The following is a 25,852-nucleotide window of genomic DNA, read 5'->3' as shown; positions in this document are numbered from 1 at the left end:
GATGTTAGCAAATGCCTTGCGGGCCGTCAGCCGTCAACGACTCGTAACCCGTAAGGAAATGTGGCCCGATGAAACGCTCGGGCAGTTCGAACTCGTCATGGTATTCCACCTGCACCAGGTACAGCCCGAACGGGTGCGCGGTCACCCCGCCGGTACGACGCACGCGGCTTTCGAGCACTTCCCTGGCCCACTCGGGCGGACGCTCGCCGGCGCCGATGGTCATCAGCACGCCGGCAATGTTGCGCACCATGTGGTGCAGGAAGGCGCTGGCACGGATATCCAGCACGATCATGCGCCCATGCCGGCTCACCCGCAGGTGATGGATCTGCTTGATCGGCGACTTGGCCTGGCACTGGCCGGCGCGGTAGGCGCTGAAGTCATGGGTGCCCACCAGGTAGGCTGCGGCTTCGGCCATGCGCCCGGCATCGAGCGGGCGGTGATTCCAGGTGACCTGGTCGCCCAGGTGCGCCGGGCGGATCTGGTCGTTGTAGATCACGTAGCGGTAGCGCCGGGCAATGGCCTTGAAGCGCGCGTGAAAGTGCGCCGGCATCTGCCTGGCCCACGACACGCTGACGTCATGCGGCAGGTTGATGTTGGCGCCCATGGTCCAGGCCTTCATGCTGCGCACCGCCCGCGTGTCGAAATGCACCACCTGGCCGCTGGCATGCACGCCAGCATCGGTACGCCCGGCGCACTGCAGCGACACTGGCGAGTCGGCGACCTTCGACAGCGCCTCCTCGAGGGTCTGCTGCACGCTCGGCACGCCACTGGCCTGGCGTTGCCAGCCACGGTAGCGGGTGCCTTTGTATTCCACGCCCAGCGCGATTCTGAAAAAGCCTTCGGCGGCCATTTCGGCTGCGGCGTTATCGATGATTTCCAAGGGGATACAGCCTGTCGGTTTACGCAATGGCGCGGATTATAACGACAACGGCAGCCACGAGGGCTGCCGTTGGCCTTTCAGGTGGGCGTTCAGCTCATCTGCGAACGCAGTTCGATGGCTTCCTTGCGCTGGGTCTCGGTACCTTCCTTCATCACTTCGTCGAGTATCTCGCGGGCGCCGTCGTTGTCGCCCATGTCGATGTAGGCACGTGCCAGATCAAGCTTGGTGGCGGCTTCGTCGGTACCGGAGAGGTAGTCGAACTCCGGCTCGTCGAGCATCAGGTCGGAGGCGTCCTCGGCGGTGAAGTGCGGCGCGATGGAAGGCTGCTCGAGGTTCTGCGAGAGCTTGTCGAGCTCGGCGTTGACGTCGTCCAGCTCGGCGGCAAAGCTGGCGTCCAGCGGGTCCGGCTCGTCGGCCAGGGACAGGTCGAAATCATCGGCCAGGTCCGGGAAGCTGTCGTCCAGCCCCAGTGAGTCATCGAACGCGGCCAACTGGGCCTCGATATCCAGTGGCGCTTCAGGCGTAGCGGCGGGTGCAGCTTCAGGCGCCGGTGGCGCAAGGTCGGCGCCCATGTCGAGGTCGAAGTCGGACAGGTCATCCAGGATTGGCTCGGGCTCGACCGGTGCAGGTTCGGGCATCGGCTCGGCAGGCACCTCGGCGGGTGTCTCGGCCGGCACTTCAGTCACTGCCTGCTCCTGCACGTCGGGCACTTGCGGCGCTGGCGTCTCGGCCTGGGCCTGGGCCTGGGTCTGCTCTTGCAGCAGGGTATCGAAATCGAGGTCGTCGAGCGCCGCGATATCGGCAGGCGGCGTGGCCTGCGGGGCCTGCGGATCATCGATCTGCAGGTCTGCCAGGCCCTCGAGACCTTCGAGGTCTTCAAGACCTTCCAACCCCTCCAGGTCATCCAGGCTCAGGTCGAAGGCGCTGTCCAGGTCGTCTTCGCCCGGCAACTCGATTTCCGGCTCGGGCTGCGGGTCGTCCTGCAGCAGGTCCTGCACATACTGGGCATCCAGCTCGGCGGCCAGGGCCGCAGCGCTGACGCCCGCTGCGGCCACGCCGAGCATGGCCGGGTAACGCTGCTTGAGCGACTCGACATCGGCGTGGTTCTGACCATTGGCAACCAGTTGGCGCTCGTGGCCGACAAAGGCGTCACGGTCGCCCTGGCGGGCATAGACTTCCATCAGCTTCAGGCGCAGGTCGGCGCGCTCGGGGGCCTGCTCCACCGCAGGCTCCAGCAGCTCGGCGGCATGGTTCAGACGACCGCGGGCAATGCTCAGGTCGACTTCCGCCAGCAGGGCATCGTCATTTGGCGCGGGGGCGTCCTCGGCTGGTGCCTGCACGGCAGCCGCGATGACGGCCGGTGCCACCACCGCAGCCGGGGCCGGAGACGGAACCTCTACCGGCTCGGGCGCGGGCTCGACCAAGGGGGCCGGCTTGGGCTCGAATTCCGGCTCCAGCTCCAGCTCGGACTCCGGGTCCAGCCTGTCGTAGGCGGGTGCTACCTCGGCAGCCGCAGCCGCTGCAGCGGAGGCCGCCACCACACCCGGCGCCAGGGTCACGCTCGGCGCGGAGACCTCCAGGCCCTCGAAACTGCTTTGCGGCAGGTCCATGTCCGGCCCCAGGCCCAGGTCGCTTTCCTCGGCCAGGGCTCGCGCCATGCGCATGTGCTTTTCAGCCTCCTGCTGGGCACGACGCTTGCGCGCCAACAGCAGCAGAAGCAACAACAGCACCAGCAAGGCTGAACCTGCGATCAGCGCCAGCAGCCAGCTGTTGCCCAGCAGGTCGTCGAGCATCTTGTCCGAATCGCTCGGGGTAACGGCAGCCGGCGGCGTTTCGGCCACCGGCGCGGTATCCACGGCAGCCGGCGCCGGGGACACCACCGCTTCGCTCGGTACCGCCTGCTGCAACTGGGCATCGATCGCCGGCTGCTCGGGCGCAGGCACGCTCGCCGGCGCGGCGCTCTGGGCTTCCAGGCGCGCCAGCTGGTCGTTCTTCAGTTCGATCAGGCGCTGCAGCTTGTCCAGCTGGCTCTGCAGATCCGCCACACGGCTTTTCAGCTCGGCGTTGTCACGCCGGGTGGTGTCGAGGCTCTCTTCGGCCATCGCCAGCTTGTCGGCCAGGGCCTTGCTGTCGCCAGCCGCACCTTTGCCGCCGGGTGCCACCAGCTTGAGGTTGTCCTGCTGGGCGATACGCGCCGGGGCGGCGCCGGCCGCGTCACGCCGGGTGGCGTCGAGCTGGCGCGCACGCGGGCCCAGACGGCGCCCCTCACGCCAGGCCGCATACTGCTCGGCCACTTCCTTGACGGCCTGGCCCTGGGGGATGGCGGCGATCTGCTGCTGGTCGGGCAGGCGCAGTACCTGGCCAACCTTGAGCTGGTTGATGTTGCCGTTGTAGAAGGCATCGGGGTTGAGCGCCTGGATCGCCAGCATGGTCTGCTGCACCGATCCACCCTGGCGCGCCTTGGCGGCAATCTGCCACAAGGTGTCGCGACGCACGGTGGTGTGGCGGGCGGGCGCGGTCACCGCAGGGGTGACGCCCGAAGCCGCCTGGGCCGCTTCGGGAGAGAATTTGGAGGCGTCGATCAGTACGCTGTAGTCGCGCAGCAGGCGGCCCTGGGGCCACATCACCTGCACCAGGAACTTGACCATAGGGGCCGGCAGCGGCTGGCTGGAGGTCACCCGCAGCACGCTCTTGCCACTGGGGTTGATCACCGGGGTGAAGGTCAGGTCGTTGAGGTACGCCTGGCGTTCGACCCCGGCCTTGCTGAACTCTTCGGCCGGCGCCAGGCTGGGCACCACTTCGGCGGGAGTGAGGTCACGCACATCGAGCAATTCGATCTCGGCATCCAGCGGCTGGTTCTGCCCCGACTTGAGGGTCAGCTCGCCCAGCCCCAGCGCATGCGCCATACCCGAGGACAGCGCCGATGCCGCGGCTATTGCTAACACCAGTTTGCGAATTCGAAGCATGACCTCATCCTTTGTATGAACCTTCCCCGGCTACCGAGAAGAAAGTGAAAAACCGCCGTGAGGCATTTGACTGGCATGACCACCGGATCATGTTGGCAAGGTGCCCCGCAAGCGCGTGACGGCCGCTCACTTCCAGTATTTCAGAAACAATGTGCAAATCGTCGCCAAGTATCTTTTACGCAAGGTGTTTTATCAACAACTCCGCCAGCTGTACGGCGTTCAACGCCGCGCCTTTGCGCACGTTGTCGGTGGTCAGCCAGAGATTGAGCTGTTCGGCCTCGTCGACACCGCCACGCACCCGCCCGACGTACACCACATCCTGGGCCACCGCATCACCGACCGGGGTCGGGTAGTCACCCGCCTCCACCAGCTCGACACTGTCGGCGTGCTCCAGCACGGCGTTCACCGCCGCCAGATCGACCGCCTTGCGACTGTGCACGGCCACAGTGTAGCTATCGCCGAAAAACACCGGGACTTGAACACAGGTCACGGAAATCTTCAGCGAAGGCAGGCCAAGCAACTCGCGCAGCTCACTCACCAGGCGACGTTCCAGCGCGCCATGGCCCTCGCTGTCGCTGGTGCCCACCTGGGCCAGCAGGTTGAACGCCACCTGGCGATCGAAGAAGCGCGGCTCCAGCGGGCGCGCATTGAGCAACTCGGCAGTTTGCCGGGCCAGTTCGCCCACCGCCTCGCGGCCCTGGGCCGACACCGCCATGCACGCCGTCACGTTGACCCGTTCCAGTTCCAGCAGGTGCTTGAGCGGGGCCAGCACCACCGCCAGGGCAACCGCGGCAGCGCTCGGGCTGACCAGTTGCACGGGCAGGCTCTGACTGTCGATGGCCTGTGGATTGGCCTCGGGCACCACTGCTGCCACCTGTTCGGCCGACAGCGCGCCGGACAGATCGATCACCGCACACCCGGCGGCACGCGCCTTGGCGGCGAAACTGCGAGTAACCGCAGGGCCTGCGGCGAAGAACGCCAGCTTGACCTGGCTGAAGTCGAAGGCATCGACTTCGCGCACGCGCAGGTTCTTGCCACGGTAGTTCACCGAGCTGCCCGCCGACTCATTGCTGGCCAGCAGGTGCAGGGTGCCCAGGGGAAAATCGCGCTCCTCGAGGATTTGCACCAGGGTCTCGCCGACGGTGCCGGTGGCGCCGATCACGGCGATATCGTAGGTCTGAGTCATGGACAGTGCCTCTGGCAGAACGGGGGGAGCGGCACTTTACTCGGATTGCCGCAGCGAGACCACCCGGTGCCGGCAAAGGCATCAGGCCACCACAAAAAAGCCCCCTGCGTCGCAAGACGAGGGGGCCTGTTCTACCGCGCAGCAGCGATCAACGCTCCAGCAGGATCCGCAGCATGCGACGCAGCGGCTCGGCCGCGCCCCACAGCAGCTGGTCGCCCACGGTGAAGGCGCCCAGGTACTGCGACCCCATGTTCAGCTTGCGCAGACGCCCTACCGGGATGTTCAGCGTGCCGGTGACGTTGGTCGGGCTCAGCTCCTGCATGCTGATCTCGCGCTGGTTCGGCACCAGCTTCACCCAGGGGTTGTGCTGGCTGATCATGCCTTCGATGTCGGCGATCGGCACGTCCTTGTTCAGCTTGATGGTCAGCGCCTGGCTGTGGCAACGCATGGCGCCGATGCGCACGCAGATGCCGTCGACCGGGATCGGGTTCTTGAAACGACCCAGGATCTTGTTGGTCTCGGCCTGGGCCTTCCACTCTTCACGGCTCTGTCCGTTGGGCAGTTCCTTGTCGATCCACGGGATCAGGCTGCCGGCCAGCGGCACGCCGAAGTTCTCGGTCGGGTAGGCGTCGCTGCGCATGGCCTCGGCAACCTTGCGGTCGATGTCGAGGATGGCCGCCGCCGGGTTGGCCAGGTCATCGGCAACCGCCGCATGGGTAGCGCCCATCTGCTTGATCAGCTCGCGCATGTTCTGCGCGCCAGCGCCGGAGGCCGCCTGGTAGGTCATGGCGCTCATCCATTCGACCAGACCGGCTTCGAACAGGCCGCCCAGGCCCATCAGCATCAGGCTGACGGTGCAGTTGCCACCGATGTAGTTCTTGGTGCCGGCGTCCAGCTGCTGGTCGATGACCTTGCGGTTGACCGGGTCCAGCACGATGACCGCGTCATCCTGCATGCGCAGGCTGGAAGCGGCATCGATCCAGTAACCCTGCCAGCCGGCTTCGCGCAGCTTGGGGAACACCTCGTTGGTGTAGTCGCCACCCTGGCAGGTCAGGATCACATCGAGGGTCTTGAGCTCTTCAATGCTGTACGCATCCTTGAGCGGAGCAATGTCCTTGCCCACGGATGGCCCCTGGCCCCCGACATTGGAGGTAGTGAAGAACACCGGCTCGATCAGATCGAAATCCTGCTCTTCGAGCATCCGCTGCATGAGCACGGAACCGACCATACCGCGCCAACCGATCAGACCTACACGTTTCATCGCAACTACACCTTCGCTAAAAGTGGGCCGCCGCCTGGAAGAAACCAGCGGCGGGCCCGAAAGATTACAGATTCCGCAGCGCTGCGACTACTGCGTCGCCCATTTCCTGCGTACCTACCTTGCTGCAGCCCGCCGACCAGATGTCGCCGGTGCGCAGGCCCTGATCCAGCACCAGGCTCACGGCCTGTTCGATGGCCTCGGCCGCCGCCTGCTGGTTGAAGCTGTAACGCAGCATCATCGATACCGACAGGATGGTCGCCAGCGGGTTGGCGATGCCTTGCCCGGCGATGTCCGGGGCCGAACCGTGGCACGGCTCGTACATGCCCTTGTTGTTGGCATCCAGTGACGCCGACGGCAGCATGCCGATGGAACCGGTGAGCATGGAAGCCTCATCCGACAGGATGTCGCCGAACATATTGTCGGTGACCATCACGTCGAACTGCTTGGGCGCGCGCACCAGTTGCATGGCGGCGTTGTCGACGTACATGTGGCTGAGCTCGACATCCGCGTAGTCCTTGGCCACGTCCTCGACGATTTCACGCCACAGCTGGCTGGAGGCGAGCACGTTGGCCTTGTCCACCGAGCACAGCTTCTTGCCGCGCACGCGGGCCATGTCGAAACCGACACGGGCGATGCGGCGGATTTCGCTCTCGCTGTACGGCAGGGTGTCGTAGGCCTGGCGCTCGCCGCCTTCCAGTTCGCGGGTGCCGCGCGGCGCACCGAAGTAGATGCCGCCGGTCAGCTCGCGCACGATCAGGATATCCAGGCCGGCGACGATTTCTGGCTTGAGCGAGGACGCATCGGCCAGCTGCGGGTAGAGAATGGCCGGACGCAGGTTGGCGAAAAGGCCCAGTTGCGAACGGATTTTCAGCAGGCCGCGCTCAGGGCGGATATCACGCTCGATCTTGTCCCACTTCGGCCCGCCCACCGCGCCCAGCAGCACGGCGTCGGCCTGGCGCGCACGTTCCAGGGTCTCGTCGGCCAGCGGCACGCCGTGCTTGTCGATGGCCGCGCCACCGATCACATCGTGCGCCAGGCTGAAGCCGAGCTGGAACTTGTCGTTGGCCAGTTCCAGCACCTTGACCGCCTCGGCCATGATTTCCGGGCCGATGCCATCACCTGGGAGAATCAGAATCTGCTTGCTCATGGGTTCCTCATCATTCAATTCAAGCGGTGCGCCGCACTGGCGTACCGGGGAAAACTCAGCGTTGGGCCCAGAGCACGATCACGTCGGTGCTGAAGGAGCCATCGGCTTCTATCTGGTAATGCTGGCGAACTTCGTCGCCCATCGCCTGCTGCAACTGGCGAATCGCCGCACGCATCGGCTCGGGGGTGCGCATGCGCTCCACCCACGAGGTGTATTCCAGGCGCAGGCGCTGGCGCGTGTGGCTGCGGGTGCACAGGCCGGCTTCGCTGACCTGTTGCAGCCACTCGCCGGCAGAATAATCGCGCACGTGGCTGGTGTCGCGCAGTACTTCGACGCTTTGCAGGTAGGTGTCGAGCAGCGGGCTGCCCGGCGACATGACGTCGACGAACGCCGCCACGCCGCCGGGCTTGAGCACCCGGCGCACCTCGCGCAGGGCCAGGCCCAGGTCGCTCCAGTGGTGCGCCGAGTAGCGGCTGAAGACGAAATCGAACGAGGCGTCGGCGAACGGCAGGCGCTCGGCGGCGCCACGCTCGGTGACGATGTTGTTCAAGCCGCGCTCGATGGCGGCGGCGCCGACCACGTCGAGCATCTGCTGCGACAGGTCATAGGCGACCACTTCGGCCACCAGCGGGGCGACATGGAAGCTCACGTGACCGGCACCGCAGCCCAGGTCCAGCAGGCGGGCGTCGGCGTGCCCGGCAAGCTCGGCCTGCAGCAGGGCGAATTCGCTACCCTGGGCATGCACGGCGCTGCTCAGGTAGGCAGAGGCTTGTTCGCCGAACTGGCGCTGGACGACTTCGGTGTGGGCGGTGCTGCGGGTCATCATGGATCTCCTGGGGCGGCTTGGCCGGCACATCACTGCATCATTCAGGCGTCGCGAAACAACCAGGGCTGGCTAGCACGGTGCCTGGCTTCAAACGCTGCAATCGCATCGCCATCCTGCAAGGTCAGGCCGATGTCATCCAGGCCGTTGAGCAGGCAATGCTTGCGGAACGCGTCGATCTCGAAGTGGAGCACCTTGCCGTCCGGCCGCGTCACGGTCTGCGCCTGCAGGTCGATGGTCAGCTGGTAGCCCGGGTCCGCCTCAACCTGCTTGAACAGCTCGTCGACTTCCTCGTCGCCGAGGATGATCGGCAGCAAGCCGTTCTTGAAGCTGTTGTTGAAGAAGATGTCGGCGTAGCTGGGCGCAATGATGCTGCGAAAGCCGTACTCTTCCAGCGCCCAAGGCGCATGCTCGCGGCTCGAACCGCAACCGAAGTTCTCCCGCGCCAGCAACACGCTGGCCCCCTGGTAACGCGCATGGTTGAGCACGAAATCCTGGTTCAGCGGGCGCTTGCTGTTGTCCTGGTAGGGCTGCCCCACGTCCAGGTAACGCCATTCGTCGAACAGGTTCGGGCCGAACCCGGTGCGCTTGATCGACTTCAAGAACTGCTTGGGGATGATCTGGTCGGTGTCGACGTTGGCACGGTCCAACGGGGCGACCAGGCCGGTGTGCTGGGTAAAGGCTTTCATGCTGCGCTCCCTTGGATCAACTCGCGTACATCGACAAAACGACCGGTTACTGCGGCAGCCGCCGCCATTGCCGGGCTTACCAGGTGGGTACGCCCACCGGCGCCCTGGCGCCCCTCGAAGTTGCGGTTGGAGGTGGAGGCGCAATGCTCGCCACTTTCGAGGCGGTCCGGGTTCATCGCCAGGCACATCGAGCAGCCCGGTTCACGCCATTCGAAACCGGCCTCGAGGAAGATCTTGTCCAGGCCTTCCTGCTCGGCCTGCGCCTTGACCAGGCCCGAGCCCGGCACCACGATGGCCTGCTTGATGGTCGAGGCCACCTTGCGACCCTTGGCGATCACGGCCGCGGCGCGCAGGTCTTCGATGCGCGAGTTGGTGCAAGAACCGATGAACACGCGGTCGAGCTGAATGTCGGTGATCGCCTGGTTGGCGTTCAGGCCCATGTACTTGAGCGCGCGTTCGATGGAACCGCGCTTGACCAGGTCGGCCTCGGCAGCCGGGTCCGGCACGCGCTGGTCGACCGCCAGCACCATCTCGGGCGAGGTGCCCCAGCTGACCTGCGGCTTGATCTGCGCCGCGTCCAGCTCGACCACGGTGTCGAACACCGCGTCGCTGTCGGACACCAGGTCTTTCCAGGCTTCGACGGCCAGGTCCCACTGCTCGCCCTTGGGCGCATACGGACGACCCTTGACGTAGGCAACGGTCTTCTCGTCGGTGGCCACCAGGCCCACCCGCGCACCGGCCTCGATGGACATGTTGCAGATGGTCATGCGGCCTTCGACCGACAACTCGCGAATGGCGCTGCCGGCAAACTCGATGGCATGCCCGTTGCCGCCGGCGGTCCCGATCTTGCCGATCACGGCCAGCACGATGTCCTTGGCAGTGACGCCGAACGGCAATTGCCCTTCGACGCGCACCAGCATGTTTTTCATCTTCTTGGCCACCAGGCACTGGGTAGCGAGCACGTGCTCGACCTCGGAGGTGCCGATGCCGTGGGCCAGGGCGCCGAACGCGCCGTGGGTGGAGGTATGCGAGTCGCCGCAGACCACGGTCATGCCGGGCAAGGTGGCACCCTGCTCCGGGCCGATGACGTGGACGATGCCCTGGCGCACATCGTTCATCTTGAATTCGGTGATGCCGTATTCGTCACAGTTTTCGTCGAGGGTCTGCACCTGCAGGCGCGACACCTGGTCGGCGATGGCCTCGATGCCGCCCTTGCGCTCTGGCGTGGTGGGCACGTTGTGGTCGGGGGTGGCGATGTTGGCATCGATGCGCCAGGGTTTGCGGTTGGCCAGGCGCAGCCCCTCGAAGGCCTGCGGCGACGTCACTTCGTGAATGATGTGACGGTCGATATAGATCAGCGCCGAACCGTCGTCGCGCTGCTTGACCAAGTGCGAATCCCAGAGCTTGTCGTAGAGCGTTTTGCCAGCCATCAGACTTTCCTCATCAGTCTTTCTATGCCAATAACCCCTTGGCTTGTACGGACGATGCTATGGGGTTAGATTGAATAACTCAAATTCATATTTTTTATGCTTTGGATAACTTTCAGGAATCCAAACCCGAGGAACTCATTCCGTGGACCTGGCCAACCTTAGTGCCTTCATCGCCATCGCTGAAACCGGGAGCTTTTCCGGTGCCGGCGAGCGCCTGCACCTGACCCAGCCGGCCATCAGCAAGCGCATTGCCGGGCTGGAGCAGCAGCTGGATGTGCGCCTGTTCGACCGCCTTGGCCGCGAGGTGAGCCTGACCGAAGCCGGCCGTGCCCTGCTGCCGCGCGCCTACCAGATCCTCAACGTGCTGGACGACACCCGGCGGGCCCTGACCAACCTCACCGGCGAGGTCAGCGGTCGACTGACCCTGGCCACCAGCCATCACATCGGCCTGCACCGCCTGCCGCCGCTGTTGCGGGCGTTTACCCGTCAGTACCCGGCTGTGGCTCTGGACATCCAGTTTCTGGACTCGGAAGTGGCCTACGAGGAAATTCTGCACGGGCGCGCCGAAATCGCCGTGATCACCCTCGCCCCCGAGCCCCACAGCCTGGTGCGCGCGGTGCCGGTATGGGACGACCCGCTGGATTTCGTGGTCGCCCCCGAGCACCCGCTGGCCTGCAAGGGCGCGGTGGGCCTGGCGGACATTGCCCACCACCCGGCCGTGTTCCCCGGCGGCAACACTTTCACACACCATATTGTGCAGCGTCTGTTCGAGGCCCAGGGCCTGGTCCCCAACATCGCCATGAGCACCAACTACCTGGAAACCATCAAGATGATGGTGTCGATCGGGCTGGCCTGGAGTGTGCTGCCGCGCACAATGCTCGATGAGCAGGTTGCATCCATCGACTTGCCGGGCATACAGCTGTCGCGCCAGCTAGGCTACATTCTGCACACGGAACGAACGTTATCGAATGCGGCCAGAGCCTTCATGGCCCTGCTCGACAGTCACGCAAGCCCGGCGTAGCCCGCCCCTGCCCCGGGCGGCCCGCCACCAAGGACGTATCACCCGCCAAAGGTCTGGTACCGATGCCCAAGTCAGCCAATCGTTTTGCGCGCCTTCCCCGTATCCACGCAGCAGACCCCCAGGAGCTGGAACAGGCCTGGGAGAGTGCGCCGCAGTTGCTCGCGGCACTCAATGGTGCGCACCTTGGCGCCTGGGTGTGGGATGTGGGCAGCGGGCGCATCAACTGGTCACGAGGCACCCAGGCGCTGTTTGGCTTCGATCCGCATCAACCGCTGACCCACGACATCGACTACCTCGACCTGCTGCCGGAAGAGGACCGCGCGCGCATGCGCCAGGCCTTTCATGCAGTGCTCAACGGCGAGCCGGTGGACCAGGCCCTGCGCCATCGCATCCGCTGGCCGGACGGCAGCCTGCACTGGCTGGAAGTGAACGGCAGCCTGGCCACCAACCGCGACGGGCGCCTGCAGATGATCGGGGTGGTGCGCGAGATCACCCGCCAGCGCGAACGCGAAACCGCACTGATCAACTCCGAAAAGCGCTTTGCCACGCTTTTTCACCTGAGCCCGAACGTGGTGCTGCTGACCCGGCGCGCCGACGGGCTGATCCATGAGGTCAACCAGCACTTCGAGAACATTCTTGGCTGGCCCGGCGCCCAGGTGATCGGGCGTACCACGCTGGAACTGGGCCTGTGGGCCAACCCCAGGCAGCGTGACCAGGTGCTGGAGGCCACCAGCGGCAACAACGGCCCGGTGACACTGGAAGTGCAGTTTCGCGCCAGCAGCGGGCAGGTCCACGATGGCATCCTCAGCACCCAGGCCATCGAACTCGAAGGTGTCACCTACCTGCTCAGTACTTTCGTCGACACCAGCGAGCGCAAGCGTGCCGAACAGGCCCTCAAGGACAGCCAGGAGCGCCTGGACCTGGCACTGGACTCTGCCCAGCTGGGTACCTGGGACTGGCACATCCCCAGCGGCATGCTGTACGGCTCGGCCCGCGCGGCACAACTGCATGGCCTGGCGCCGGTGCCGTTCCACGAGTCGTTCGAGGCGTTTTTCGAAGGCGTGCCCGAGCTTGAGCGCAGCGGCATGCGCCAGGCCTATCGCAGCCTGCGCGAAGGCCCTGCGGGCAACTACCAGATCACCTACCGCATCCAGCTGGAAAACGGCGCCACACGCTACCTGGAGAGCCGCGCACGGCTGTACCGTGACGACCAGGGCAACCCGCTGCGCATGGCCGGCACCCTGCTGGACATCACCGAACAGGTTGAACGCGAACAGCGCCTGACCAGCTCGGAGGAAAAGTTCGCCAGCCTGTTCCAGGTCAGCCCCGACCCCATCTGCGTCACCCGCCAGGACACCGGCCAGTTCATCGAGATCAACCAGGCGTTCACCCAGACCTTCGGCTGGTGCGCCGACCAGGTACTGGGTCGTACCGCCGAACAACTGGGGCTGTGGGCCGAATCGGCCGCCCGCGCACGACGCATCGAGCAGGTGATTCGCGACCAGGCGTTGAACAATGTCGCGGTGGTGGTCAATCACAAGGATGGCCAGCCCCTGACCTGTGTGATTTCCAGCCGCCTGATCAAGGTCGACAACCAGCCCTGCAGCGTCACCACCCTGCGCGACATCACCCAACAGCAACGCGGCGAAGCCGCACTCAAGGCCAGTGAGGAGAAGTTCGCCAAGGCCTTCCACTCCAGCCCCGACGCCATCACCATCACCGAGCGCGACAGTGGCTGCTACCTGGAGGTGAACGACGGCTTCTGCCGGCTCACCGGCTACAGCGCCGACGAGGTGATCGGCCAGAGCATGGCTCAGATCGGGTTGTGGGCCGACGACAAGCAGCAGACCCTGCTGTTCGGTGAAATGCGTGAGCGCGGGCGGGTGCACCACCGCGAAATGCTGGGGCGCAACAAACGCGGCGAAATCCTCACCGTGGAGGTGTCGATGGAGCCGATCACCCTAAACGAGACAGACTGCCTGCTGCTGACTGCCCGCGACGTCAGCCAGCTCAAGAATGCCCAGGCGCAGATCCGCCACCTGGCCTACCACGACCCGCTGACCAACCTGCCCAACCGCGCCCTGCTGATGGATCGCCTGAGCCAGCAGATCGCCCTGCTCAAACGCCAGAACCTGCGCGGTGCCCTGCTGTTCCTCGACCTCGACCACTTCAAGCACATCAACGACTCGCTGGGCCACCCGGTGGGCGACACGGTGCTCAAGATCATCACAGCCCGGCTTGAAGCCAGCGTGCGCCTGGAGGACACCGTGGCGCGCCTGGGGGGTGACGAGTTCGTGGTGCTGCTGAGCGGCCTGGAAGGCAGCCGCGAAGAGGTCACCGACAAGGTTCGCCAACTGGCCGACACCTTGCGCGAACTGCTGGCCGAGCCGATGTCGCTGGACGGCCAGCGCCTGCAGGTAACCCCCAGCATCGGCGTGGCACTGATCCCCGATCACGGCACCACGCCGGCCGACCTGCTCAAGCGCGCCGACATTGCGCTGTACCGCGCCAAGGATTCGGGTCGCAACACCACGCAACTGTTCCACACCACCATGCAGAAGGCCGCCAGTGAACGCCTGCGCATGGAGAGCGACCTGCGCATGGCCCTGGCCAGGGGCGAACTGGCGCTGCACTTCCAGCCCCAGGTGGATGCCCGTGACAACCGCATCGTCGGGGCCGAGGTGCTGCTGCGCTGGCACCATCCGCTGTTGGGCCAGCAGCCGCCCAGCCAGTTCATCCAGGTGCTGGAGGAAAGCGGGCTGATCCTGGAGGTGGGCAGCTGGATACTCGACGAAGCCTGCGATGCCTGCTCGCGCATGCTGCAGGACGGGCTGATCGATCCGATGGATTTCAGCCTGTGCGTGAACATCAGCCCGCGCCAGTTCCGCCAGAACGATTTCGTCGAGCGGGTGCGGCGCAGCCTGGACGACTACCGCCTGCCCTACCAGATGCTCAAGCTGGAGATCACCGAGGGCATCGTGATCCAGAACCTGGAGGACACCATCAGCAAGATGCGCGAGCTGAAGGCGTTCGGGGTGAGCTTTGCGATGGATGACTTCGGCACCGGCTACTCGTCGCTCACCTACCTCAAGCGCTTGCCGGTGGATGCGCTGAAGATCGATCAGTCATTCGTGCGCGATGCACCGCTGGACCCCAATGATGCAGAGATCGTCAAGGCCATCGTGGCCATGGCCAGAAGCCTGGACCTGGCAGTGATTGCCGAAGGGGTGGAGCTGTCGGAGCAACTGGAGTTTCTGGAGCGGCTGGGGTGCCATCTGTACCAGGGGTACCTGCACAGCCGGCCATTGCCGCTGAACGAGTTCAGGGCGATGCTGCTGCAGGCACCGGCGGACTACTGACACACCGCAGTACGGCAGTTGCCAGCAAGGCTGGCCCCTGCAGTGAAGAGCCGCGCGAACCGGGCACAAAAAAGGGCACCCGAAGGTGCCCTCTTTCACTCAGCCCGCACTCAGTTCAGCGCAGGTTTCTCGCCGTTGATCGGGATGCGCTTGGCCTTGGCTTCTTCAGGCACAACACGCAGCAGATCGACACTGAGCAGACCGTTGGCCAGGCCCGCCGACTTCACTTCGATGTGGTCAGCCAGGCGGAAGGACAACTTGAAGGCCCGCTGGGCGATGCCCTGGTGCAGGTAGGTGACGCTTTCACCACTGCTGTCACGCTTGCCGCCACTGACGGTCAGAACGCCTTTTTCCACTTGCAGGTCGAGGTCCTCTTCCTGGAAGCCAGCTGCAGCAACGACGATTCGGTAGTGGTCTTCGCCATGTTTTTCAACATTGTAGGGTGGGTAGGTGCTACCCGACTCGCTACGTGCCGCGGATTCGAACAGGTCGTTGAAACGGTCGAAGCCAACGGATTGACGGAACAGTGGAGCCAGAGAAAATGCGGTAGTCATGGTACATCTCCTGAAATATCAGCGAGTTGGTGATTGCGCGACCCGACTTCGGCATCGCGTACTCCCTAGATAAGGACCCGCCCTAACATTTCAAGCATCGACCACAAAAATTTTTTCAGGCCGCCTCGCTGACCGGAATACCCAGCAGCCGCGCCACGCGATCACAGTCGGTCTCGCGGCGCAGTTCGGTAAACAGTGCCGTGGCTTCGGGGTAGGTACGGGTCAGCATCGCCACCCACTGCTTCAGTCGCCCCGGTGCCTGACGCTCGGTCATCTGTTCCCGGGCCTGCACCCAGAAGTCCTGCAGCAGCGGTTGCAGTGCCTGCCAGTCCAGCGGCACGAACTCGATGCCCTGGCGCTCGGCGGCAATCTGCCGGGCCAGGTCCGGGCGCGACACCAGGCCGCGACCGAGCATGATGTCCTCCACGCCGCTGACCTCGCGGCAGCGGCGCCAGTCTTCCAGCGTCCACACCTCGCCGTTGGCGAACACCGGCACCTTCACCAGCTCTTGCACCCGCGCCACGTACTCCCAGTGCGCCGGCGGCTTGTAGCCGTCGACCTTGGTGCGTGCGTGCACCACCAACTGGTCGGCACCGCCTTCGGCCAGGGCGCGGGCGCAGTCCAGCGCACCGTCCGGGCTGTCGAAGCCCAGGCGCATCTTGGCGGTGACCGGGATATGCGCAGGCACAGCCCGGCGCACTTCGCGCAGGATGGCATGCAGCAGCTCGGGCTCCTTGAGCAGCACCGCGCCGCCGCGGGACTTGTTCACGGTCTTGGCCGGGCAACCGAAATTGAGGTCGATGACGGGGGCCCCCAGCTCGCAGGCCAGCACCGCGTTATCGGCCAGGCATGCCGGGTCGGAGCCCAGCAACTGCACACGCAAAGGCACGCCGGCGGCGGTTTGCGCACCGCGGCCAAGCTCCGGGGCCAGCTTCTCGTACACATGCGCCGGCAGCAACCGGTCGCACACGCGAATGAACTCGGTGACACACCAGTCGATGCCGCCCACCTGGGTCAGTACGTCGCGAAGGATGTTGTCGACCAGCCCCTCCATGGGGGCCAGGGCAATTTGCATGGCGTGGGTCTCGCGCGAAAAAGGCCGGCAGTCTAGCAAAAACCGTGGCTTATCGGGCTCCGGCCATCGCGGCGCCGTAGCCCTCGATGAATTCTGCCGGCATGCGCCTGGGCTTGCCGGTGGACAGCTCGATGCACACGAAGGTGGTCTGCGCCCGCAGCAAGGTGGTGCCGTCGCTTGGTCGCACCAGCTGGAAGTGACGGGTCATCTTCAGGCGCTGGTCCCAGTCGACGATCCAGGTGGCCAACTGCAGGATGTCGTCCTCATAGGCGCTGGCCAGGTAGTCGATCTCGTGACGCACCACGGCCATGGCGCGGTCCAGGCGCCGGTACTCGGCCAGGTCCAGCCCCAGGCGCTGGGAATGACGCCAGGCGCAGCGCTCGAGCCAGGTGACGTACACCGCGTTGTTGGCGTGCCCCAGGCCGTCGATATCCTCGGCACCGACCTGCAGGTCGATGGTAAATGGCGTTGCCCGATCCCAGCTCATGCCCGCTCCCGATCTGTAGTGAACGGGCAGAGTGTAACGGATGCTCAGGCCGATTGGCGCACTGGCCGGGCACTGCGTTGCAGCAGCGCAAGCACGCCGTCGACCAGTTGCGGGTCGGACAGCACACGCATATGCCCGCCCTGGGGCAACAGCAGCAGCTGGCTGTCGAACCACGCCTGATGAATCAGCCGCGCCTCGCTGACGGCGACCAGCGGGTCGTCCTCGGCATGCACGATGAAACCGGGCAGTTCCAGCTGGTAGACGGCCACGTCCAGGCGCGAGATCGGCACCCCGACCTCTCGCTCCACCTGGCGAATGAAGGCTGCCCGCGCCCGCGCCGGCAACCCCAGGTGCCGCGCCATGCCGCGCAGCACCTCGAGCAGGCGCGCTGGCGCGGCGATGCTCACCGCCACCTCGGTACGCAGCCCCCACTGCAGGGCCAGCAGCGCACTGGCACCGCCCATGGAATGGCCGATCACCCCGTGCAATGGGCCCAGCTCGCCGGCCGCCTCGAGCAAGGCGTGGGCGAACGACACCACGTTGGCCTTGTTTCCACGCGAGCGGCCGTGGGCCGGCCCTTCGAGCGCCACCGCACAATAGCCGGCGGCCACCAGGGCCTCGATCAGATGGGCGAACTGGGTGGGGCGCCCCTCCCAGCCGTGCATCAGCAGCACCGTGGGGCCTTGCCCCCAGCGCAGCGCACTCAGGCCAAAGCGCAGGGTAATGCGCTCGGCACGCGCCAGCAGCGGCAGTTCCCAGTCGCGTGGCGGCAAGGTGCGCGGGCTCATGAAGGCCTGGCGCATCTGCCCGGCCACCCGATTGGGTGCCAGGCGTCCAACAGTGGCGTTGATACCACGAATCCAGCTCAGGCTGTTCATCACGTCGCTCCAGATCAGATCACCGCGGACTTGGCGGCACGCAACACACGGTCGGACAATTCGCTGGTACCCAGCGCTCGCGCCAGGGCCAGGCCGCCGACCATCAGGGCCAGGTCGGCCAGCACTTTGTCGGCGTCTTCGGGGGTGTCGGCCAGGTTGGCCATCATCAACTCGATATGCTCGGTCAGCACCGCGCGAAAGGTCGCCGGCAACTGATTGATCTCGCCCAGAGAGCTGGGCAGCGGGCAGCCGCTGTCGACGGCATCGCGGTGTTTGCGCGACAGGTAGAAGGCCGCCACCAGGGCACGACGCGCCTCCCCGTCCAGCGACGCGTCGACCTGTGCCAGCAAGGCCCGGCGCTCGCCAAGCAACTGGCAAAAGGCTTCGAGCATCAGCGCATCCTTGTTCTCGAAATGCGCATAGAACCCACCCACGGTGAGCCCCGCAGCGCCCATCACCTGCTGCACACTGGGATCGGCCGGGCCGTTAAGGATCAGCGCACTGCGCGCCGCATCCAAAATGCGCTGGCGGGTCTGGGCTTTTTTGTCGTGCATGGCAGGCCTCCAAATATTATGTAGGTAATATTATGCTCATAATATTTATTGGCAAGCACTTTCTCCTGCGGCCCAAGCGCGCAAGAGATTTTTTCGAGGGAAAAAACAAAAGGCTCATTCAATAATCGAATGAGCCTTGAAATCCCGCAAAGCGGGTAAAATGGCGTCCCCTAGGGGACTCGAACCCCTGTTACCGCCGTGAAAGGGCGGTGTCCTAGGCCACTAGACGAAGGGGACTTGTAACCTTCGTGCAGGCTCGTTTTCACGAACCCTGGCAAAATTGGTGGAGCTAAGCGGGATCGAACCGCTGACCTCCTGCATGCCATGCAGGCGCTCTCCCAGCTGAGCTATAGCCCCAGATTTCTAGCCTCGCGGCCCAGCGATGTCTTGCAACATCACTTGTGTAAAACTGGCGTCCCCTAGGGGACTCGAACCCCTGTTACCGCCGTGAAAGGGCGGTGTCCTAGGCCACTAGACGAAGGGGACGAACCTTCTTACCACACAACCCGGCTGCTGGAACCCGGTTGAACCCTGAGTTGTATGACCAACTCCGGATAGGGAATTTGGTGGAGCTAAGCGGGATCGAACCGCTGACCTCCTGCATGCCATGCAGGCGCTCTCCCAGCTGAGCTATAGCCCCACAATGTCGCTTTGAACTGAATCGCTTGGCTGGGTGCTTCGCGCTTCGTTTCGTTCATCGCTGTGGACGGGGCGCATATTAAGATCGGATTGAAGACCTGTCAAATAAATTTTCAACAAAATCCAAAAGAAATTTCCGAGATAACAAACACTTACCGGCCTGGGTCAGGAGAGCCCCCGCAAACTCGGGGGTCTCGCCCTTGCAGGAGCCGGCCTTGCCGGCGAAACAGGCGCTGCGCAATACCGGGTACCGCAGCGCTTTGTTCGCCGGCAAGGCCGGCTCCTACGGGAAAAATGCTCAGTAAATGGTGCCCAACAGCTTTTCCCATTCCTTGTTTTCTTTCTTCGACACACCACCCAGCAGGTCCAGCGCCTGGCGCAGGCGGTAGCGGGTCAGGTCCGGCCCGAGGATCTCCATGGCATCGAGCACCGACACCGAGCTGGCCTGGCCGGAAATCGCGGCGAACATCAGCGGCATCGCGTCACGCAGCTTGAGCTCCAGCGCCTCGACCACCGCCTGGATGCAGCCGGTGATGCGATCCTTCTCCCACTGGCGCAGCCCCTCGAGCTTCCACAGGATCAGCTGGATCACCTGGCGCACCTGGTCGGCCGACAGTTTCTTGTGCTCGAACAGCTTGGCGTCGAGCTTGAGCGCACCTTCGAAGAAGAACCCACCCAGCGGCGCAATCTGGCTGAAGGTCTCTACCCTGCCCTGCACGTGCGGCGCGATCTTCATCATGTAGTCGCTGTTGAACGCCCATTTCTGCACGCGCGCGGCAAACTCTGCGACAGGCAGCTCACGCAGCCACTGGCCGTTGAGCCACGACAGCTTCTCGATGTCGAAGATCGGGCCGCCCAGCGACACTCGCGACAGGTCGAAGTGCTCGACCATTTCGGCCAGCGAGAACTTCTCGCGCTCGTCCGGCATCGACCAACCCATGCGGCCCAGGTAGTTGAGCATGGCTTCGGGCATGAAGCCCATGCGCTCGTAGAAGGTCACCGAGGTCGGGTTCTTGCGCTTGGACAGCTTGCTCTTGTCGGGGTTGCGCAGCAGCGGCATGTAGCACAGGGTTGGCTGCTCCCAGCCGAAGTACTCGTACAGCTTGATCAGCTTGGGCGCCGAAGGCAGCCACTCTTCGCCACGCAATACGTGGGTGATGCCCATCAGGTGGTCATCGACCACGTTGGCCAGGAAGTAGGTCGGCAGGCCATCGGTCTTCATCAGTACCTGCATGTCCATGCGATCCCACGGAATCTCGACGTCGCCGCGCAGCATGTCCGGTACCACGCACACGCCTTCGGTCGGAACTTTCATGCGGATCACATGGGGCTCGCCGGCGGCCAGGCGACGCTGCACTTCTTCAGGCGAGAGCAGCAAGGCGCGCCCGTCATAGCGCGGGGTTTCGCCGCGGGCCATCTGCTCGGCACGCATCTGGTCCAGTTCTTCGGCAGTGCAGAAGCACGGGAAGGCATGGCCCAGATCGACCAGTTGCTGGGCGTACTGCTTGTAGATCTCGCCGCGTTCGCTCTGCCGGTACGGGCCGTGCGGGCCGCCGACATCCGGGCCTTCGCTCCATTCGATACCCAGCCAGCGCAGGGCATCGAAGATCTGCTGCTCGGACTCGCGGGTGGAGCGCAGCTGATCGGTATCTTCGATACGCAGGATGAATTCGCCACCGTGCTGCTTGGCGAAGCAGTAGTTGAACAGGGCGATGTAGGCGGTGCCGACATGGGGATCGCCAGTCGGCGAAGGCGCGATACGCGTGCGAACGGTGGTCATGAGAGTCTCGAACAAGAGGTGAAACAAAGGCTGGATGTTAACAGCACGGGGCCACCCGGCTCCAGCAATGGGCACGATCGGCGCTTGTGTTTGCCAAGGCAAACCTTGTTAAATTTGCTTACATTTTTGGAACGATCGTACCCATGCCTGCCCAACTCAAGCGTCGCCTGCTGATTTTCCTGACCCTGGTTCTGCTCATCGGCCTGGGCTTTCTGGCCCACTGGTACTTCAAGGGGCGCTTCTACGAGAGCACCGACAACGCCTACGTGCAGGGCGAGATCACCCGGGTTTCCAGCCAGTTGGGCGCGCGCATCGAGCAGGTGCTGGTCGAGGACAACCAGCATGTGGCCAAGGGCGACCTGCTGGTACGCCTGGAAGGCAACGACTTCCAGTTTGCCGTGGAGCGCGCCCGCGCCACCCTGGCCACCCGCGAGGCCGAGCGCCTGCAAGCCGACAGCCGCCTGACGCAGCAGGCGAGCCTGATCGCCGCCGGCCAGGCACAGGTGTCGGCCAACCAGGCCACGCTTGGGCGTACCCAGCTGGACCTCAACCGTGCACAGGCGCTGCGGAAGCCAGGCTTTGTCTCGGAAGAACGGGTGACCACCCTGTCGGCCGAAAGCAACGTGGCACGCTCCCAGGTGAGCAAGGCCCAGGCCGACCTGCAGGGTCAACGCCAGCAGGTCAACGCACTGGCTGCCGAACTCAAGCGCCTGGATGCGCAGATCGCCACCGCCCGCACCGACCTGGCCCAGGCCGAGCTGAACCTGAGCCGCAGTGAAATTCGCGCGCCGATCAGCGGCATGATCGGCCAGCGCGCGGCACGCAACGGCCAGTACGTGCAGGCCGGCGCCTACCTGCTGTCGATCGTGCCCGATCAGGACATCTGGGTGCAGGCCAACTTCAAGGAAACCCAGATCGGCAAGATGCAGCCCGGCCAGCGTGCCGAGTTGGTGTTCGACAGCTACCCCGACACGCCGATCGAAGGCCGCGTCGACAGCCTGTTCGCCGCTTCCGGCGCGCAGTTCAGCCTGCTGCCACCCGACAACGCCACCGGCAACTTCACCAAGGTCGTGCAGCGCATCCCGGTCAAGCTGACCTTCGCCGCCGACAACCCGCTGCACGGCAAGATCCGCCCGGGCATGTCGGTGACCGCCACCGTCGATATCCGTACCGATGGCCGGTGATCAACTGATCCGTCCCGCCGGCGAACCCAGCCGGCGCGACTGGATCGCGGTGATGAGCGTGATGCTCGGCGCGTTCATGGCAGTGCTCGACATCCAGATCACCAACTCGTCGCTCAAGGACATCCAGGGCGCCCTGTCGGCGACCCTGGAAGAAGGCTCGTGGATCTCCACCTCCTACCTGGTGGCCGAGATCATCATGATCCCGCTGACCGCCTGGCTGGTGCAGCTGCTGTCGGCGCGGCGCCTGGCGGTGTGGGTGTCGGCGGGTTTTCTGGTGTCGTCGCTGCTGTGCTCGATGGCCTGGAACCTGGAAAGCATGATCGTGTTCCGCGCCCTGCAGGGTTTTACCGGCGGCGCCCTGATCCCGCTGGCCTTCACCCTGACCCTGATCAAGCTGCCCGAGCATCACCGCGCCAAGGGCATGGCGATGTTCGCCATGACCGCCACCTTCGCCCCGTCCATCGGCCCTACCCTGGGCGGCTGGCTGACCGAGAACTGGGGCTGGGAATACATCTTCTACATCAACATCCCGCCCGGCCTGATCATGATCGGCGGCTTGCTGTACGGCCTGGAGAAGAAGGAAGCACACTGGGAGCTGCTCAAAAGCACCGATTACACCGGCATCCTGACGCTGGGCGTCGGGCTTGGCTGCCTGCAGGTGTTTCTTGAGGAGGGGCATCGCAAGGACTGGCTCGAGTCGGGGCTGATCGTCACCCTGGGCAGCATTGCCCTGGTCAGCCTCATTACCTTCGTGATCGTGCAGTTCTCGAAACCCAACCCGCTGATCAACCTGCGCATCCTGCAGAACCGCAATTTCGGGTTGTCGAGCATTGCCAGCCTGGGCATGGGCGTGGGGTTGTACGGTTCGATCTACCTGCTGCCGCTGTACCTGGCGCAGATCCAGAACTACAACGCCCTGCAGATCGGCGAAGTGATCATGTGGATGGGGGTGCCGCAGCTGTTCCTGATCCCGCTGGTGCCGCAACTGATGAAGGTGATTTCGCCGAAGATCCTCTGCACCATCGGCTTCGGGCTGTTCGGGCTGGCGAGTTTCAGCTCGGGGGTATTGAACCCGGACTTTGCCGGCACCCAGTTCAACCATATCCAGATCATCCGTGCGCTGGGGCAGCCGATGATCATGGTGACCATCTCGCTGATTGCCACGGCCTATATCCAGCCGCAGGACGCAGGCTCGGCGTCGAGCCTGTTCAACATCCTGCGCAACCTGGGCGGGGCCATCGGCATTGCGCTGCTGGCCACGCTGCTGGATGCGCGCACCAAGGTGTATTTCGACTACCTGCGCGAGGCGGTGGTACCGACCAATGCCGCAGTGGCCGAGCGGCTGACCTTGCTGACCGAGAAGCTGGGCAGCGAAGGGGCAGCACTGGCCAGGCTGAGCGAGATCACCCATCAGCAGGCGATGATCATGGCGTACAACGATGCCTTCCATTTTGTCGGCATCGGGCTGGCAATCAGCATGGTGGCGGTGCTGTTGACGAAGAAGCTGCCGCAGGGGTTGAAGGCGGGCGAGGCGCACTAGACCGCGTTGAAGTCTTCGCTGGCAAGCCCGCTCCCGCAGGTACTCCATTGCCCTTGGCGTCAATGTGATCCTGTGGGAGCGGGCTTGACCCGCGAAAGGCCCGTCAGACCGTGAGCAGTCGCTCACGCAACTGCGCGATCTCGTCGCGCATCTGCGCTGCAGCCTCGAACTCCAGGTCCCGCGCCAGCTGGTACATCTTCTCTTCCAGCGCCTTGATGCGCTTGGCGATCTCGCCAGGCGAACGCAACTCGGCCTCGTAACGCTCGCGCTCCTCGGCGGCCTTGGCCATGCCCTTGCGCTTCTTGCTGCGCGAGCCGGGCACGTTGGCGCCTTCCATGATGTCTGTGATGTCCTTGACCACGCCCTTGGGCACGATGCCGTTGGCCTCGTTGAAGGCCATCTGCTTGTCGCGGCGACGCTCGGTTTCGCCGATCGCCCGCTCCATCGAGCCAGTCATGTTGTCGGCGTACAGGATCGCGCGGCCGTTGAGGTTGCGCGCCGCGCGCCCGATGGTCTGGATCAGCGAGCGCTCCGAACGCAGGAAGCCCTCCTTGTCCGCATCCAGAATCGCCACCAGCGAGACCTCGGGCATGTCCAGGCCCTCGCGCAGCAGGTTGATACCCACCAGCACATCGAAGGTGCCCAGGCGCAGGTCGCGGATGATCTCGACTCGCTCAACGGTATCGATGTCCGAGTGCAGGTAGCGCACCCGCACATCGTGATCGGCCAGGTAGTCGCTGAGGTCTTCGGCCATGCGCTTGGTCAGGGTAGTGACCAGCACCCGCTCCTCCACCGCCACACGCTTGCGAATCTCCGACAGCAGGTCATCCACCTGGGTCGTGGCAGGACGCACCTCCACCTGGGGGTCGACCAGACCGGTCGGGCGCACCACCTGCTCCACCACACGGCCGGCATGCTCGGCCTCGTAGTTGCCCGGCGTGGCCGAGACGAAGATGGTCTGCGGGCTGACCGACTCCCATTCGTCAAAGCGCATGGGCCGGTTGTCCAGCGCCGAAGGCAGGCGAAAGCCGTACTCCACCAGGGTTTCCTTGCGCGAGCGGTCCCCCTTGTACATGGCCCCCACCTGCGGAACGCTGACGTGGGATTCGTCGATCACCAGCAACGCATCCGGCGGCAGGTAGTCGTACAGGGTCGGCGGCGGCGCGCCGGCCGGACGCCCGGACAGGTAGCGCGAGTAGTTTTCGATGCCGTTGCAGTAGCCCAGCTCCAGGATCATCTCCAGGTCGAACCGGGTGCGCTGCTCCAGGCGCTGGGCCTCGACCAGCTTGTTGTGCTTGTGCAGGTACTCCAGGCGTTCCTTGAGCTCCGCCTTGATCCCGTCCATGGCCTCGAGCAGGGTTTCGCGCGGGGTCACGTAGTGGCTCTTGGGGTAGAAGGTGAAGCGCGGCAGCTTGCGGATCACCTCGCCGGTCAGCGGGTCGAAGGCCGCGATGTTCTCCACCTCGTCATCGAACAGCTCGATGCGGATGGCCTCCAGGTCCGATTCGGCCGGGAAGATGTCGATCACGTCGCCGCGCACACGGAAGGTGGCGCGGGCAAAGTCCATGTCGTTGCGGGAGTACTGCAGGTCGGCCAGACGGCGCAGCAAGGCCCGCTGGTCGAGCTTGTCGCCACGGTCCACGTGCAGCACCATCTTCAGGTAGGTTTCCGGGCTGCCCAGACCATATATGCACGACACCGTGGTGACGATGATCGCGTCACGCCGCTCCAGCAGCGCCTTGGTCGCCGACAGGCGCATCTGCTCGATATGGTCGTTGATCGAGGCGTCCTTCTCGATGAAGGTATCGGAGGACGGCACGTAGGCCTCGGGCTGGTAGTAGTCGTAGTAGGAAACGAAATACTCCACCGCGTTGTTCGGGAAGAATGACTTGAACTCGCCATACAACTGGGCGGCCAGGGTCTTGTTCGGCGCCAGTACCAGGGTCGGGCGCTGCACCTGGGCAATCACGTTGGCGATGCTGAAGGTCTTGCCCGAACCCGTCACCCCGAGCAGGGTCTGGTGCGCCAGCCCGGCCTCGATCCCCTCGACCATCAGGCGAATGGCTTCGGGCTGATCACCCGCCGGCTGGAAACGGGTGACGAGTTGAAACTCGGACATGGTGAACCCCTGGAAATGAACGGATACAGGCAACTGTATTTACAGACAGTACTTATACCCAATTGGCGGTGCCCGGCGCCAGTTTCAAGGCAAACCACGGCCTGTTTCACAGTATTGACCGGCGCAAGCGACTGACGGTCGAAAAATATTCGCGAAAACAGCAGTAAAAGCTGCGACAGACTGTCGCCGTGACCGATGGGTATCACTATACTGACTCCCCGTTTGTGCACCGCTTCAGTGCATTCGGCTGGAGCGTGCGACCTCTATCACTCTCCATTCA

General features: G+C 64.5%; 19 protein-coding genes and 4 tRNA genes. 4 read left to right on the top strand and 19 right to left on the bottom strand.

Annotation, left to right across the window (positions count from 1 at the left end; genetic code table 11):
* Positions 1-4: 4 nt before the first annotated feature.
* From truA to leuC, 8 genes are all read right to left on the bottom strand, one after another.
* The gene (truA, locus tag V9K84_RS03080) at positions 5-850 is read right to left on the bottom strand and encodes a tRNA pseudouridine(38-40) synthase TruA (RefSeq protein ID WP_054916657.1); all 846 of its coding nucleotides are present in this window, start codon (positions 848-850) and stop codon (positions 5-7) included.
* A gap of 119 nt (positions 851-969) precedes the next feature.
* Positions 970-3,846: a FimV/HubP family polar landmark protein gene (locus tag V9K84_RS03075; protein ID WP_088514330.1), complete on the bottom strand. Its 2,877-nt coding sequence runs from the start codon at positions 3,844-3,846 to the stop codon at positions 970-972.
* Positions 3,847-4,021: 175 nt separating this feature from the next.
* Positions 4,022-5,032, bottom strand: coding sequence for an aspartate-semialdehyde dehydrogenase (locus V9K84_RS03070; RefSeq protein WP_043862849.1), 1,011 nt, complete (start codon positions 5,030-5,032; stop codon positions 4,022-4,024).
* A 148-nt stretch (positions 5,033-5,180) separates the two neighbouring features.
* Positions 5,181-6,293, bottom strand: coding sequence for an aspartate-semialdehyde dehydrogenase (gene asd, locus V9K84_RS03065; protein WP_043862850.1), 1,113 nt, complete (start codon positions 6,291-6,293; stop codon positions 5,181-5,183).
* Positions 6,294-6,357: 64 nt separating this feature from the next.
* Positions 6,358-7,440, bottom strand: a complete 1,083-nt coding sequence (leuB, locus tag V9K84_RS03060; RefSeq protein ID WP_043862851.1) for a 3-isopropylmalate dehydrogenase — start codon at positions 7,438-7,440, stop codon at positions 6,358-6,360.
* Positions 7,441-7,495: 55 nt separating this feature from the next.
* A complete protein-coding gene (locus V9K84_RS03055; RefSeq protein ID WP_043862852.1) occupies positions 7,496-8,263 on the bottom strand; it encodes a class I SAM-dependent methyltransferase in 768 nt (255 codons plus the stop codon).
* Positions 8,264-8,307: 44 nt separating this feature from the next.
* The gene (leuD, locus tag V9K84_RS03050) at positions 8,308-8,952 is read right to left on the bottom strand and encodes a 3-isopropylmalate dehydratase small subunit (protein ID WP_043862853.1); all 645 of its coding nucleotides are present in this window, start codon (positions 8,950-8,952) and stop codon (positions 8,308-8,310) included.
* Positions 8,949-10,382, bottom strand: a complete 1,434-nt coding sequence (leuC, locus tag V9K84_RS03045) for a 3-isopropylmalate dehydratase large subunit (protein ID WP_043862854.1) — start codon at positions 10,380-10,382, stop codon at positions 8,949-8,951. Before leuC ends, leuD begins: the two co-directional genes overlap by 4 nt.
* 142 nt (positions 10,383-10,524) lie before the next feature.
* On the opposite strand from leuC, the gene V9K84_RS03040 reads away from it, so the two are divergent.
* Both V9K84_RS03040 and V9K84_RS03035 read left to right on the top strand, forming a co-directional pair.
* Positions 10,525-11,403 (top strand): LysR family transcriptional regulator, encoded by an 879-nt coding sequence (locus V9K84_RS03040; RefSeq protein ID WP_043862855.1) that lies wholly within the window; start codon positions 10,525-10,527, stop codon positions 11,401-11,403.
* Positions 11,404-11,465: 62 nt separating this feature from the next.
* Positions 11,466-14,762, top strand: coding sequence for a PAS domain S-box protein (locus V9K84_RS03035; protein ID WP_088514329.1), 3,297 nt, complete (start codon positions 11,466-11,468; stop codon positions 14,760-14,762).
* A 110-nt stretch (positions 14,763-14,872) separates the two neighbouring features.
* Here V9K84_RS03035 and V9K84_RS03030 read toward each other — a convergent pair whose 3' ends face one another.
* From V9K84_RS03030 to gltX, 10 genes are all read right to left on the bottom strand, one after another.
* Entirely contained in the window at positions 14,873-15,316 is a 444-nt protein-coding gene (locus V9K84_RS03030; protein WP_043862857.1) for an Hsp20 family protein, read from the bottom strand.
* Positions 15,317-15,431: 115 nt separating this feature from the next.
* On the bottom strand, positions 15,432-16,391 hold the full coding sequence (locus tag V9K84_RS03025) for a tRNA-dihydrouridine synthase family protein (RefSeq protein ID WP_088514328.1): 960 nt from the start codon (positions 16,389-16,391) through the stop codon (positions 15,432-15,434).
* Between the two features lie 49 nt (positions 16,392-16,440).
* On the bottom strand, positions 16,441-16,878 hold the full coding sequence (locus tag V9K84_RS03020) for a thioesterase family protein (RefSeq protein WP_043862859.1): 438 nt from the start codon (positions 16,876-16,878) through the stop codon (positions 16,441-16,443).
* A gap of 44 nt (positions 16,879-16,922) precedes the next feature.
* On the bottom strand, positions 16,923-17,756 hold the full coding sequence (locus V9K84_RS03015) for an alpha/beta fold hydrolase (RefSeq protein ID WP_088514327.1): 834 nt from the start codon (positions 17,754-17,756) through the stop codon (positions 16,923-16,925).
* Positions 17,757-17,770: 14 nt separating this feature from the next.
* Positions 17,771-18,310 carry a TetR/AcrR family transcriptional regulator gene (locus V9K84_RS03010; RefSeq protein WP_078479730.1) on the bottom strand — a complete coding sequence of 180 codons (540 nt, stop codon included), beginning with the start codon at positions 18,308-18,310 and terminating at the stop codon, positions 17,771-17,773.
* A gap of 161 nt (positions 18,311-18,471) precedes the next feature.
* Positions 18,472-18,547: transfer RNA gene (locus V9K84_RS03005), tRNA-Glu, on the bottom strand.
* Positions 18,548-18,591: 44 nt separating this feature from the next.
* A tRNA-Ala gene (locus V9K84_RS03000) sits at positions 18,592-18,667 on the bottom strand.
* Between the two features lie 53 nt (positions 18,668-18,720).
* Positions 18,721-18,796 (bottom strand) — tRNA-Glu (locus tag V9K84_RS02995).
* Between the two features lie 78 nt (positions 18,797-18,874).
* Positions 18,875-18,950: transfer RNA gene (locus tag V9K84_RS02990), tRNA-Ala, on the bottom strand.
* 297 nt (positions 18,951-19,247) lie between these two features.
* On the bottom strand, positions 19,248-20,729 hold the full coding sequence (gltX, locus tag V9K84_RS02985) for a glutamate--tRNA ligase (RefSeq protein ID WP_088514326.1): 1,482 nt from the start codon (positions 20,727-20,729) through the stop codon (positions 19,248-19,250).
* A 143-nt stretch (positions 20,730-20,872) separates the two neighbouring features.
* Here gltX and V9K84_RS02980 point away from each other — a divergent pair, with 143 nt between their 5' ends.
* Positions 20,873-21,913, top strand: coding sequence for an HlyD family secretion protein (locus V9K84_RS02980; protein ID WP_043862863.1), 1,041 nt, complete (start codon positions 20,873-20,875; stop codon positions 21,911-21,913).
* Between the two features lie 49 nt (positions 21,914-21,962).
* Positions 21,963-23,453 (top strand): MDR family MFS transporter, encoded by a 1,491-nt coding sequence (locus tag V9K84_RS02975; RefSeq protein ID WP_173925078.1) that lies wholly within the window; start codon positions 21,963-21,965, stop codon positions 23,451-23,453.
* Between the two features lie 103 nt (positions 23,454-23,556).
* Here V9K84_RS02975 and uvrB read toward each other — a convergent pair whose 3' ends face one another.
* Positions 23,557-25,572 (bottom strand): excinuclease ABC subunit UvrB, encoded by a 2,016-nt coding sequence (gene uvrB / locus V9K84_RS02970; RefSeq protein WP_088514325.1) that lies wholly within the window; start codon positions 25,570-25,572, stop codon positions 23,557-23,559.
* Positions 25,573-25,852: the final 280 nt, after the last annotated feature.

The sequence above is a fragment of the Pseudomonas sp. AE27 genome, assembly GCF_037113495.1.
GTDB classification, from domain to species: Bacteria; Pseudomonadota; Gammaproteobacteria; order Pseudomonadales; family Pseudomonadaceae; genus Aquipseudomonas; species Aquipseudomonas palmensis.
The sequence above is the reverse complement of the archived record's forward strand: the minus strand, read 5'-3'. Positions and strand labels throughout refer to the sequence as shown.